Genomic DNA, 12799 nt, shown 5'->3' on the forward strand with positions numbered 1-12799 from the left:
TTGCCCAGGCGTGGCCACATGGCGACGGTTATGCCGAGGGTCTACCTGCCGTTTACCTGCAGGTGGTTAGCTGCTCGCAAAAGCAGCGCTGGAGGGCTGGAACACCACAAGGGGAATTGCGCGTCATGCAGACATTGAGCGTCGCCGATTTCGCTATCCGACTCGCCGTCGGGGTCGGCTGCGGCGCCCTGATCGGCATCGAGCGGCAGTGGCGCGCACGCAGGGCGGGCCTGCGCACCAACGCATTAGTGGCCGCGGGCGCGACCTTGTTCGTGCTGTATGCGGTGGCCACGCCGGACAGCAGCCCCACCCGGGTCGCGTCCTACGTGGTGTCCGGTATCGGATTCTTGGGCGGTGGGGTGATCCTGCGTGAAGGGGTCAACGTCCGAGGCCTCAACACCGCCGCCACCCTGTGGTGTTCCGCGGCGGTAGGCGTGCTGGCCGCGTCCGGCAACCTACTCTTCACGGCGATCGGCACCGGTGCCGTCATCGCCATCCACCTCTTCATGCGCCCGTTGGGCAGGCTGATCGACCACGACAATACGAGCGACGATGACGAAACCCTGCAGCCCTATCTGCTGCAAGTTGTCAGCCGACCGAAACACGAGCAATACGCGCGCGCCCAGATTATCCAGCACGCCGGCGGTAATGACATCACGCTGCGCGGACTCCACACCGGACGAGCCGGCGACGACGAAATCACTTTGACCGCACACCTACTCCTGAACGGCGACGTTCCCGCCCGGCTGGAGCGTTTGGTCGCCGAGCTGTCGCTGCAGCCGGGAGTTCGTGCGGTGCAGTGGTATGCCGGCGACGAAGCCCAGTCCGACGGGCACCGCTAGGGACGGGCCTGCAGCTCCGGCGCGGCCGCGGCCAACAGGTCCGCCCGGTTGCCGGTCAATGGGGGATAGATCCGCCGGGTGTTGATGGTTTGCTTGGTCGCCTTGGCCTTCGCCCCGGCGGCCACCACCACCCGGTCCCACCCCTCGGTGTAGACGGCACCGGCCGCGCCGAGGTCGAGAACCGTGACGTACCAAGGGATTCGCAGGGTCAGCATCGGTTCGCCGCACACGTCGCTGATGACGTTGTATCCGGCGTAGCGGCCCATCGGGCGGCCGTGCTGACAAGACATCACCGACACATGTTCGTCGTCCATGCGGGCGGCGGCGACGTCGCCGGCGGCGAATATCGACGGCACCCCGGCCACCCGCAGGTGGTCGTCGACCGGCACCCGACCCAGCCGGTCGCCGGGCACCGGCAGCTGCTCGGTCAGTGCACTGGCCCGCATACCGGCGCACCACACCACGGTGGCCGTGTGCAGCCACTCGCCCGAGCTCAGCGACACGCCATCGCGGCTGACTTCCTGGACACCCACTGAAGTCCTGGTCTCAATGCCGTTGTGCGACAACGCTCGTTCGATCACTGGACGCGCCGACGTGCCCATGTCGGAACCCACGAAGGGGTTGCGGTCGACCAATACGACCCGGCCATCGTCACCGAATAGCGTTCGCAATCTGCCCGGCAGCTCGCACGCCGTCTCGATACCGGTGAGCCCGGCGCCGACGACGACGACCGTCGCGGCCGCCGCCCGCGGCATTGCGGCCGAGCCGCGCGCGAGCCGCTGTAGATGGTCCTGCAGCGCCAGGGCCCCGTCGTGGGTGTCGACGTCAAAGCCGAACTCGCGCAAGCCCGGAACCGCGGGCCTGACCACCTGGCTACCCGACGCCAGCACCACGCGGTCGTAGCCGTACGTCACGCCACGTGACGTCGTGACGGTGCGCGCATCGGTGTCGATCGCCTGCACCTCGGCGGCGACGTGCGCGACGCCGACCGGGTCGAGCAGATCGGCGAGCGGGATGCGGCAGGCGCTGAGGTCGGCCTCGTAGTTGCGAACCCGGATGTCATGAAAAGGCTTGGCGCTCAACACGGTGATATCGATGGCGCCGGGCGGCACTCCGAGTTCGTCGAGTCGCCGGGCGGCACCCAGCGCGGCCCACAGCCCCGCGAACCCGGAGCCGATCACCATCACGGAGGTCACCCGCTCAAAACCTCGGTGATCTGATCCAGCGCGTGCGCGGCGTCCCGACCGGGCAGCAGCATCCACGCGTGCAGCCCGCCCTCGAGTTCGTACCAGCCGATGTCGAGACCTTCGGCGGCGGCCCGCCTGCGGAAGGCGCGGGCGTCGGGGTTGAGCACGTCGTGGGTCCCGGTGAAAACGGTCAGCCGGGGCAGACCGGTCAGCGGTCCCACGCTGGGACTGAGCAGGGGACTGTCCAGGGGATCGCCGCCGGCATAACGAATTCCCGCCGCGCGCAAATCCTCTGGGTTGAGAAACGGGTCGATTTTGGCGGCGACCGGCACGTGCGGGTCCGGCAGCGCGAGGTGCATCCACGGTGAGAGCAGCACGGCATCCGTCGGCGGCGGAAGGTTGGCATCCCGCACCGCGTGACACAGCGCGAAAGCCATTCCGCCCCCGGCCGAATCACCCATGAAGGCAATCGAATTGGGATCCCGGCTTTGCAATTCACGCCGGTACACCTGCAGCAGGAACGGGAACACCTCGCGGTACGTGTGCTCGGGTGCGATGGGGTAGATCGGCACGGTGACGGTGCGCCTTAGCGCGGTCGCCAGCTTCGCGATGGCGGGCCAATGGAAATACGGCAACAGGTCCAGCACGTAGGCCCCGCCGTGCAGATAGAGCAGGTGGCCGGTGATCTCGCCGGCGCCGGCACGTCGCGGGCGGACCTGATAGACCGGTCGGCCGTTGAGGTCGTCCCGGGTGACGTCGATCTTCTTCAATGCGCGCTTCGGCGGCCGGCCGGTGTAAGGCGGACGCGGGTGGGCGGCCCAGCGGTCCAGCTTGGCGACGGGGAACAGCCGATTCCGGACGCCGGTGGCACGGAGCAGCCGCTGCGTCACACCGAGCTTGAGCATGCCTCGATCTTCTGCCGTCATCAGCGTGACGCCGCCTGTTCAGCGGCGGCCGGTGGGCGGAGCGAGGCGGGCCATCCCGCGCAGGATCCACGGTGTCCGCTTGGCCATTACCGCCACGGCACGATCCGAGGGGCGCATCGCAGTCTGAGGGCCGGGGGTCGGCATGGCGGCCAGCTCCGACTCCGCCGATCCTGGTCCCGGGCCGTGGCGACTGACCGCCAGGAGTTGCCAGGTGCCGGGCACGCCGCGCAACTCGACGCTGCCGCGGTCTTCGAACCCCAGGCCCGAGCCAACGACTAGATCACGCACGGTGCGGGAGACGAGGATGTCGCCGGCGCCGGCGTGACCGAGGATTCGCGCCGCGATGTGTACGGCGATACCCCCGATGTCGCTGTCCAGCAGTTCGCACTCGCCGGTGTGAACCCCAGCGCGGATCTCGATGCCCAGTGTCTCGGCGTCAACGCGCAGCGCCTCGGCGCAGCGGATGGCCTGTGTCGGGCCGTCGAACGTCGCGAGGTGGCCGTCGCCGGTGCTCTTGACCACCGTGCCGCCGAATCGTTTCGTGAGCTCGGCTGTCATCTCACCAAAGCGTTGAAGCACCGCCCGCCACCGCTCGTCGCCCGCTGCCGCGGCGTGTTGCGTCGAGGCCACCATGTCGGTGAACAGCACGGTGCGCAGAGCGCGATGCGACTGCGGCGGCGCCGCGCGGCTGCCGGTGAGGAACTCCTCGATTCCGGTCGTGATCTTGTCGGGCTCGGTTAAAAAGGGCACGTGATCCACGCCGTCGACCTCAAGCATTCGCGCGCCGGGGATGTGGTCGGCCAGGTACCGGCCGCCCTGCACGGGAACGGGGTCCTCGCGGGCATGGATGACCAGGGTTGGCGCGGTGATAGTCGGCAGGACCGTCCGGACATCGACCCGGAACACCGCTTCGAGTGTCGCGCGCGCCATCGCCGGGCTCGCGCTCATGCGCTCCAACATTGCGAGCTGGCGTGTCGACCGTACCGACGGGAGCAGAATCTTGAGTGCCGCGCCGCTGCCCCACGCCGAGCGCACGGCGCGGCCGAATCCCTGCCAGCGGGCAAGCTGCTGCGTTGACGGTGTGTAGTCCTCGCCCAGCTCGGGTAAGAAGTGCGCCCGCAGCTCGGCGGGGTCGCGTTCGGTGTCGTCCCATCCGGCGAAGCCCCAGTACGCTATCGTGCCGGTAAGAATCAAGGCCCGCGTTCGCTGCGGTCGTGTTGCCGCGAAAACCATCGCGGCTGGGCCGCCCTCGCTCACGCCGAAAAGGACGGCATCTCGGAAGTCGGCAGCGTCCATGACGGCCTCGATCTCGGCCGCTCGATCATCCAGCGTGCGAACTTGCCGGACGGGGTCCGATAGCCCGACCCCGGCCTTATCGAACAGGAGCACACGGCAGAACGTGGCGAGCCGGTCCATGAACGCGTTGAACTCGGGCAGGGTCCAAAACATTTCGACGTGGCTGACAAAGGACCCCGCGAAGACGAGCTCGACGGGCCCGTCGCCGAACGCCTGATACGCGAGGCTGAGATCGCCGCATGGTGCGTATGACGTTTCGGGCACGGTAGTGAGCGTAGCGATGCACGGCGCTACGACCGCGATTTTGTTCACTGTTACGGACCGGTGGCTGGCGTGGCGATAAGTCGCTCGCCTGGTGAGCGCCGGGTCGTAATCTGTCTGTGTGAACGCGGTGACGGGATTCTGGTTCGGGCTGCCCGAGCAGGTACGCGACCCGGTGCTGTTCGCCATCCCGTTTTTCCTCCTGCTGCTGATCCTGGAGTGGACGGCGGCGCGCAAGCTGCAGCGCGTCGAGCAGGAGCGGTCGCCGTCGGGCTCGTATCTCGCCCAGGATTCCTGGGCGAGCATCTCGATGGGACTGGTTTCGATACTGACCAGCGCCGGGTGGAAGGCACTGGCCTTGCTGGGTTACAGCGCGATCTACGCCTACGTGGCGCCCTGGCACCTATCGCCCAGCAAGTGGTACACCTGGGTCGTTGCGCTGTTGGGTGTTGACCTGCTGTACTACGGCTACCACCGCATGGCCCACCGGGTGCGGCTGGTCTGGGCGACGCATCAGGCCCACCACTCCAGCGAGTACTACAACTTCGCCACCGCGGTGCGCCAGAAGTGGAACAACAGCGGCGAGGTGCTGATGTGGGCTCCGTTGCCGCTGCTGGGCCTGCCGCCGTGGATGGTGTACTTCAGCTGGTCGCTGAACCTGATCTATCAGTTCTGGGTGCACACCGAGCGGATCGACAAGCTGCCGCGGCCCTTCGAGTTCGTCCTCAACACCCCGTCGCACCACCGGGTGCACCACGGGATGGACCAGCTCTACCTGGACAAGAACTACGGGGGCATCCTGATCCTGTGGGACCGGCTGTTCGGCACCTTCCAGCCCGAGGTGTTCCGCCCGCACTATGGCCTGACCAAGAAGGTCGACACCTTCAACATCTGGAAGCTGCAGACCCGCGAGTACGTGGCGATCGCCCGCGACTGGCGCGCGGCCACGCGCTGGCGCGACCGGCTGGGCTATATGTTCGGGCCTCCGGGCTGGGAGCCGCGCGGCGCCGGGCAGGCCGGCGGGGCAGTCCCGGCAATAACGGCGCGGTAACGCTTTAGCCACGGGGGGCGAAAGAGTCAGCAGGGGAGGATCACCCCCAACCGCAAACCCCGGCCGGTGCTCGCGCTGGCCTCGACGGATCGGAGTCCGATGATGCCCGGACTGACGAGCCTGACGATGCGCGCCTCTGCCGCGCTGGCCGCCGTCACGGTGTCGGCCGCAGGGCTGTCGCCCGTGCCCGCCAGCGCGGAGCCCACGCTGGTCTTTCCGGGCATGGAAATCCACCAGGACAACCGCGTCTGCACGTTGGCCTATGTGGACCTGGCGACCAGGATCGCGTACACGGCGGGCCATTGCCGCGGCGGCGCGCCCGTCGTCACCGACAGGGACCACAACGTGATCGGTCGGCTGGCGACATTCCGGGACAACACGCCCAGCGGCACCACGGTCGCCACGGATCAGTCGATCAACGACTACGAGGCGATCGTGTTGGACGACCGCGTGGCGGTGAGCGACGTGCTGCCCGGCGGGCGCCGACTCGAAGCAAACCCGGGCGCGACACTCGCTCCCGGCCAGGCGATTTGCCACTTCGGCGTCATCACCGGCGAAACCTGCGGAACCGTGGAGAGCGTCAACAACGGCTGGTTCACCATGTCCCACGGCGTCCAGAGCCAAAAGGGCGACTCGGGCGGACCGGTGTACCTGCCCGGCGGGGGACCCGAGCAGCTGGTGGGGATCTTCAACAGCGTGTGGGGCGAGTTCCCCGCGGCGGTGTCGTGGCGGGCCACCTCCGACCAGGTCCGCCAGGATCTCGGCGGGGCGGCGCCCAACCCCAGTTGATCAACGCTAGGGGGCGAGCTCGAACACCGGGATCGACGCGGCCCCGGCGAGCAACTGCTCATTGGTGGATTGCGGCGTCAACCCGCCGACGTAGTCCTTGACCTGGTAGTACCACCGGTCCAGATAGCGCCTCAGCAGCTCGGGTTTGGCGGCATCGCTCACCTCGGTGATGCCCCGTTGGCGGCGTTTGGACCGGGGCCAGCGGGGTCCGATCTCCACGACGCCGGCGGCCCGGACGTTGCGCGCCCACTGGGTGTTGCCCCGGGGCGAGACCACGTAGTCCACGCCGTCGACGTTGAGCAGGTTGATCACCACGCCGCGCTCTTTGCCGGTCTTGCGACCGCGGACGCGCAGCGGCTGCGTCCCGGCGATGCTGATCCCGATCTCGGCCAGCCAGCGGATCACCCGGTTGGCGGCCTGGACGGCCCGGCCCGGTTCGTCGTATCGCGTGGACATGGTGCTTCCTTCCGGCTAACGCTTGGTACTTGCGAGAGCAGTGCTCTCTCTACCGGACACGGTGGCACAGCCGCGCGGAAAAAGCAAGAGCGGTGATCTCGGATGTGTCAGACTGGCCGCGTGGGCAAACGCCAGCAGTCGAGGGCGCAGATCGAGGCCAAGATCATCGAGCTCGGCCGTCGCCAGCTGGTGGATCACGGTGCAGCCGGATTGTCGCTGCGCGCGATAGCGCGAGACCTGGGCATGGTGTCGTCGGCCGTGTACCGGTATGTGTCCAGCCGCGACGAGCTGCTGACCTTGCTGCTGGTGGACGCCTATTCGGAGCTGGCCGACACCGTGGACCGAGCCCGCGACACCGTGTCCGACCTGTGGAGCGATGACGTGATCGCCATCGCGCGCGCGGCGCGGGGATGGGCGGTCGCGCACCCCGCGCGGTGGGCCCTGCTGTACGGCAGCCCAGTGCCCGGCTACCACGCACCGCCGGAACGCACCGTCGGAGTCGGCACCCGGGTGGTCGGCTCCCTCTTCGACGCGGTCGCGGCCGGCATCGCCACCGGCGACATCAGGCTGACCAATGATGTTGCGCCACAACCGATGTCATCGGACTTCGAACAGATTCGGCAGGAGTTCGGCTTTCCCGGCGACGATCGCGTCGTCGCCAAGTGCTTTCTGCTCTGGGCCGCTGTCGTGGGCGCGATCAGCCTGGAGGTGTTCGGGCAGTACGGCCACGACACGCTGACCGACTCGGGCATGGTGTTCGACACCCAGGTGCGACTGCTGATGGATGTGCTGACCCACGAACGTGGGCCGAATTAGAACACGTTCACTCGGCCTTCCGCGGCCCGATCGGGCCGAGCGCGGCAAAGCCCTTTGCCGCCCTTCTGCCGACCGGCGGGCTGGGTTATCCTGCGACACGATGAACCTGACCGCCCAATCTCCGACACAGATCGCCTGGGTCACCTCGGACCTGGATGCCACCGAAACGGCTCTCACCGGGCTCTTAGGCGTCCGGAAATGGGTGCGGATACCCGAGGTGCACTTTGCTCCGGACACGTGCAGCTATCACGGCAAGCCAGCGGACTTCGTGGCCAGCATCTCGCTGAGCTACCTCGGGGACATGCAGCTGGAGCTGATCCAGCCGGTCCGCGGGGAGAATGTCTATAGTGACTTTCTGGCCGCCGCCGGACCGGGTTTGCACCACATCTGCATGGCGGCCGACAGTCCCGAGCAGTTCGACGCGGCGCTGGCCGAGGCCACCCGCCAGGGCGCCCCGGTGGTGCAGCAGGGCGTCATGCAAGGCGGGATCCAATTCGCCTACGTGGCGGCGCCCCAGGCCGGCGTGCCGTTCCTCGAGATCGCCTATGTCCCAACAGAAATGCAAGCCTTCTACGACTACATCAAACAGGAGCAGCGGTGAACACCACCGACATACCGCAGACGGTCAACGCCAACACCGTGACGTCCTGGTCGGACGACGTCGACGTGGTGGTGATCGGTTTCGGCATCGGCGGTGGTTGCGCGGCGGTGAGTGCGGCCGCGGCCGGGGCGAAGGTATTGGTGCTCGAGCGAGCGGCGGTCGCGGGCGGCACCACTTCGCTTGCCGGCGGCCACTTTTACCTCGGCGGGGGAACCGCGGTGCAACAGGCCACGGGTCACCCCGACTCGCCGGAGGAGATGTACAAGTACCTGGTCGCGGTGTCGCAGCAGCCCGATCACGAAAAGATCCGCGCATACTGCGACGGCAGCGTCGAGCACTTCGATTGGCTGGAAGACCTGGGCTTCCAATTCGAGCGCAGCTATTTTCCCGGCAAGGCGGTGATCCAGCCCAACACCGAGGGGTTGATGTTCACCGGCAACGAGAAGGTGTGGCCGTTCCTCGAGCAGGCGGTGCCGGCACCGCGCGGGCACAAGGTACCGGTCCCCGGCGACACGGGCGGGGCCAGCATGGTGATCGACCTACTGCTCAAGCGCGCCGCCAGCCTCGGCGTGCAGGTGCGATACGAGACCGGCGCCACGGAGCTCGTCGTGGACGACGCGGGTGCGGTGACCGGCGTGCAATGGAAGCGGTTCACCGAAGTCGGTGCGATCAAGGCAAAGTCGGTGATCATTGCTGCCGGGGGATTCGTGATGAACCCCGATATGGTGGCCGCGTACACCCCGAAGCTTGCCGAGAAGCCGTTCGTGCTCGGCAACACCTACGACGACGGCCTCGGCATCCGGCTGGGGGTCTCGGCCGGCGGGTTCACCCAGCACATGGACCAGGCCTTCATCACCGCGCCGCCGTACCCGCCGTCGATCCTGCTCACCGGGATTATTGTCAACAAGCTCGGCAAGCGGTTCGTCACCGAAGACTCCTACCACTCCCGGACAGCGGGTTTCATCATGGAACAGCCCGACAGCGCGGCGTATTTGATCGTCGACGAGGCGCATCTGGAACACCCCACCATGCCGCTGGTCCCCCTGATCGACGGCTGGGAAACGGTCGTCGAAATGGAAGCCGCGCTGGGCATCCCCCAGGGCAACCTGGTCGCGACGCTGGACCGCTACAACACGTATGCCGCGCTCGGCGAGGACCCGGACTTCCACAAGCAGCCGGAATTCCTTGCGCCGCAAGACAAAGGGCCGTGGGGCGCGTTCGACATGTCGCTGGGCAAGGCGATGTACGCCGGATTCACGCTAGGCGGACTGGCCACATCGGTCGACGGCCAGGTGCTGCGCGAGGATCACACGGTGGTGCCCGGCCTGTACGCCGTCGGGGCGTGTGCCTCCAACATCGCCCAGGACGGCAAGGGCTACGCCAGCGGCACGCAGTTGGGTGAGGGGTCGTTCTTCGGCCGCCGCGCGGGCGCGCACGCGGCAACGCGGGGTTAGTTCGGCGTCACGCCGTCCTTGCCGATCAGCCCGCCCGAACCATTGATCCCCGGCGTGGGACCGGGGGCTCCGCCCAGCCCGACGTTGCCGCCGTTGCCGCCGTCGCCGATCAGGACGGCATTGCCGCCGTTCCCGCCGTTGCCACCGGGGTGTTGCCCGGGCCCGAATCCACCCGCGCCGCCGTTGCCGCCGTCGCCGAGCAGCAGGCCCCCGTCGCCGCCAGCGCCACCGGCCCCGCCGGGCCCACCCTTGTCTTCGACGCCGGCCCCGCCCATGCCGCCGGACCCGCCGGCGCCGAACAGTTGCCCGCCGTGGCCGCCGGCCCCGCCAGCCCCACCGCCGCCGGTGCCCCCGACACCGCCCATCCCGCCGACCCCGCCGGTCCCGCCGAACAGTCCGCCGGTCCCGCCGGCCCCACCGGTCCCGCCCTTGCTCGCTATGCCGCCGGCCCCGCCGGAACCGCCCGCCCCGCCGGAGCCGAACATCAGGCCGCCGCGGCCGCCCGCCCCGCCGTTGCCGCCGTTGCCCGACCCGGTGTCGCCGCCCGCGCCGCCGGCACCGCCGCTGCCGAACAGCCCGGCGTTTCCGCCCCGGCCACCAGGGTTGCCCTGTGAGCCCGATCCGCCGGCGCCGCCGTTGCCGAACAGGATGCCGCCGTCCCCGCCGTTTTGCCCGGTTCCCGGGGTTCCGTTGGCGCCGTTGCCAATTAGCGGTCGCCCCATCACCGCCATCGTGGGTGCGTTGATCAGGTTCAGCGCTTCTTGCAGCGGGGTGACGTTGGCCGCCTCGGCGCCCGAATAGGCATTCGCAGTGGCGCTGAGGGTTCGCACAAACTGGTCGTGAAACGCCGCCGCCCGCGCGCCGAGCGCCTGGTACTCCTTGGCGTGCCCGGAAAACAGCGCGGCGATCGCCGTCGACACCTCGTCGGCGCCGGCGGCCGTAATCTTCGTCGTGATGGCCGCCGCGTCAGCGTTGGCGGTGCTGACCGACGAGCCGACGTTCGCCAGCTCGGTCGCGGCCGCCTCCATCATCGGAGTCGTGGTGATCACGAAAGACATGGCAGCCCCTTTGCGTCGCACCCGCTTGCTGTTGCGACGCTACGAAAGCGACAGGTGGCGCGTCATGACCACAACGAGGCATTTGCCGCGCACCGCGCGATAGTCAGATCTGACCATCGAAGCGCCGGCGGGCCAGCTAAACGCGCGCCTCCACCCGGCCCAACCGCCATTGGCCTTCGCCCAGCAATTCCAGCATGTGGTTGTGGTGCTGTTCGACCGTCGGCCGGTGGCTGACGCTGACGACGACGCAGTCGGGCAGTTCGGTTCGCACCAACTGGTAGAGCGCGAACTCCAGCCCCGGGTCCAGCGCGGAGGTGGCCTCGTCGAGGAACACCGCGCGCGGTTTGGTCAACAGAATTCTGGCGAAGGCGATGCGCTGCTGCTCACCGGGTGAGAGCACCTTGGCCCAGTCGTCGACCTGGTCGAGCTGATCGCCCAACGGGGCCAGCGCCACCTTGGTCAGGGCCTCGCGCAGGGCGGCGTCGGGGATGTCGCCGGGTTCGTTCGGGTAGCAGACAACGTCGCGCAGACTCCCCAGCGGCACGTAGGGCAGCTGCGACAGGAACATCGTTTCGTTGTCGCCTTCCGGCCGACTCAGCGTGCCCGACGCGTACGGCCACAATTCGGCGAGGCTGCGCAGCAGCGTCGTCTTGCCGACCCCCGACGAGCCGACGACCACCAACGAATCTCCGCTGGGCAGGTCCAGGTCGAGCGGATCGATCAATCGCTCGCCCGTCGGTGTTCGCACCTCGATGCGCTCGAGCCGCACCGAACCGTCATTGGTGGAACCCGTTGCGATCTTGGGCAATTCGCGCCCCTTCTCGTTGGCGTCGACCAGCCCGTGCAACCGGATGATCGCCGCGCGGAATGCGGCGAACGCGTCGTAGTTGTTGCGGAAGAACGACAACGAGTCGTTGATGTTGCCGAATGCGGATGCCGACTGGCCCACGTCGCCGAAATGGATCTGCCCGGCGAACAGCCGCGGGGCCTGCACGACCCAGGGCAGCGGGACGATGATCTGCGTCATCGACCAGTTCCACCCGTTGAAGATGATGGTCCGGCGCACGAAGCGGCGGTAGTTGTCGATGATCGGTGTGAAACGCCGCCACAGTTGGCGCCGCTCCACCCGTTCGCCGCGGTAGAAGCCCACCGCCTCCGCGGCGTCACGCAACCGCACCAGGGCGTAACGGAATGCGGCGTTGAGCTTTTCGTTGTTGAAGCTCAGCCAGATCAGCGGGCGCCCCAGCCAAAAGGCGACGATCGTCGCGAGCAGCACGTAGAGCACCACTATCCAGAACAGCGCGCGCGGCAGCTGGAAGCCGAGGATGTTCAGGTGCCCCGAGAGATTCCACAGGATCGCGGTGAAGGAGACCACCGACACCACGGCATGGACCGCACCCAGCAGCAGCGTGGAGTTCGTACCGTTGGACGGGATGTTGGGGGTCGCGCCGACGCCGGCGGTGAAGATGTCGATGTCTTGCTGGATGCGCTGGTCGGGGTTGTCGATGGTGTTATCGATGAAAAGGTCGCGGTAGTAGGCCCGGCCGTGTAACCAGTCGTCGGTCAGGTGTCCGGTCAGCCACACCCGCCACGCGATGATGAAGCGCTGGGTCAGATAGATGTCGAGCATTATCCGGCCGATGAACAACGCCGCCAGCAGAGAGAAGATGGCGATCGACATCCAAAAGCCATGGACGCCTGAGCTTTTGATCTTGTCGTCGCCGACGGCAATGCCTTCGAACGCCGTCTGCACCGCCGTGTAAAGGTCGTTGCTCTGGTAGCTGAACAACACGTTGAGCCGCACCGCGACGATGACCGACAACAGCAGCACCCCAAACATCAGCCACACCGGCACGGCTCGGCGCCCCTTGAAGTAGGCGCCCGTGATCCGCCAGTATTGCCGGCCCCAGACGGTGAGGTAGCGCATCAGCACCAGCACGATGAGGACGACCACCGCGGCGATCGCCCAGGCTTTCAGCGTCCACAGCACGGAGTCGTGGAATGCCGCAGACCAGTTGATGGACGGCTTGAACGGCTTCGGCTCCACTTTCAAGTCTCCTTG

At 67.7% G+C, this 12799-nt stretch carries 11 protein-coding genes and 1 pseudogene; 6 read left to right on the forward strand and 6 right to left on the reverse strand.

The window, feature by feature from the left end:
• Window positions 1-125 precede the first annotated feature (125 nt).
• Window positions 126-842 (forward strand): MgtC/SapB family protein, encoded by a 717-nt coding sequence (locus G6N66_RS13220; RefSeq protein WP_085235099.1) that lies wholly within the window; start codon window positions 126-128, stop codon window positions 840-842.
• Here the strand turns inward: G6N66_RS13220 and G6N66_RS13225 are convergent.
• The 3 genes from G6N66_RS13225 to G6N66_RS13235 are packed head-to-tail and all read right to left on the reverse strand — an operon-like array spanning window position 839 to window position 4515.
• Window positions 839-2038 carry an NAD(P)/FAD-dependent oxidoreductase gene (locus G6N66_RS13225; protein WP_085235098.1) on the reverse strand — a complete coding sequence of 400 codons (1200 nt, stop codon included), beginning with the start codon at window positions 2036-2038 and terminating at the stop codon, window positions 839-841. The two genes, G6N66_RS13220 and G6N66_RS13225, sit on opposite strands and share 4 nt — an antisense overlap.
• Complete coding sequence (locus tag G6N66_RS13230; RefSeq protein ID WP_232079292.1) at window positions 2035-2955, reverse strand: alpha/beta hydrolase fold domain-containing protein; 921 nt, start codon at window positions 2953-2955, stop codon at window positions 2035-2037. Before G6N66_RS13230 ends, G6N66_RS13225 begins: the two co-directional genes overlap by 4 nt.
• An 18-nt stretch (window positions 2956-2973) precedes the next feature.
• Window positions 2974-4515, reverse strand: coding sequence for an adenylate/guanylate cyclase domain-containing protein (locus G6N66_RS13235; RefSeq protein WP_085235115.1), 1542 nt, complete (start codon window positions 4513-4515; stop codon window positions 2974-2976).
• Window positions 4516-4633: 118 nt separating this feature from the next.
• Here G6N66_RS13235 and G6N66_RS13240 point away from each other — a divergent pair, with 118 nt between their 5' ends.
• Together G6N66_RS13240 and G6N66_RS13245 are read left to right on the forward strand one after the other, a co-directional pair.
• Window positions 4634-5563 carry a sterol desaturase family protein gene (locus tag G6N66_RS13240; protein WP_085235096.1) on the forward strand — a complete coding sequence of 310 codons (930 nt, stop codon included), beginning with the start codon at window positions 4634-4636 and terminating at the stop codon, window positions 5561-5563.
• Between the two features lie 102 nt (window positions 5564-5665).
• Window positions 5666-6352, forward strand: coding sequence for an Rv1815 family serine proteinase (locus G6N66_RS13245; RefSeq protein WP_372515796.1), 687 nt, complete (start codon window positions 5666-5668; stop codon window positions 6350-6352).
• Between the two features lie 6 nt (window positions 6353-6358).
• Here the strand turns inward: G6N66_RS13245 and G6N66_RS13250 are convergent, their stop codons facing one another.
• Window positions 6359-6808: a PNPOx family protein gene (locus tag G6N66_RS13250; RefSeq protein WP_085235095.1), complete on the reverse strand. Its 450-nt coding sequence runs from the start codon at window positions 6806-6808 to the stop codon at window positions 6359-6361.
• 120 nt (window positions 6809-6928) lie between these two features.
• Here G6N66_RS13250 and G6N66_RS13255 point away from each other — a divergent pair, with 120 nt between their 5' ends.
• From G6N66_RS13255 to G6N66_RS13265, 3 genes are all read left to right on the forward strand, one after another.
• Window positions 6929-7624, forward strand: coding sequence for a TetR/AcrR family transcriptional regulator (locus G6N66_RS13255; protein ID WP_197747040.1), 696 nt, complete (start codon window positions 6929-6931; stop codon window positions 7622-7624).
• Window positions 7625-7724: 100 nt separating this feature from the next.
• The gene (locus G6N66_RS13260) at window positions 7725-8225 is read left to right on the forward strand and encodes a VOC family protein (RefSeq protein WP_085235093.1); all 501 of its coding nucleotides are present in this window, start codon (window positions 7725-7727) and stop codon (window positions 8223-8225) included.
• Complete coding sequence (locus tag G6N66_RS13265) at window positions 8222-9679, forward strand: FAD-binding protein (RefSeq protein ID WP_139825403.1); 1458 nt, start codon at window positions 8222-8224, stop codon at window positions 9677-9679. Before G6N66_RS13260 ends, G6N66_RS13265 begins: the two co-directional genes overlap by 4 nt.
• 11 nt (window positions 9680-9690) lie before the next feature.
• On the opposite strand, the pseudogene G6N66_RS30060 reads toward G6N66_RS13265, so the two are convergent.
• Window positions 9691-10737 (reverse strand): annotated as a pseudogene (locus G6N66_RS30060) (PE family protein); the annotation flags it as partial.
• Window positions 10738-10873: 136 nt separating this feature from the next.
• Entirely contained in the window at window positions 10874-12784 is a 1911-nt protein-coding gene (locus G6N66_RS13275; RefSeq protein WP_085231016.1) for an ABC transporter ATP-binding protein/permease, read from the reverse strand.
• Window positions 12785-12799 lie beyond the last annotated feature (15 nt).

The organism is Mycobacterium conspicuum (assembly GCF_010730195.1).
Taxonomy (GTDB): Bacteria; Actinomycetota; Actinomycetes; order Mycobacteriales; family Mycobacteriaceae; genus Mycobacterium; species Mycobacterium conspicuum.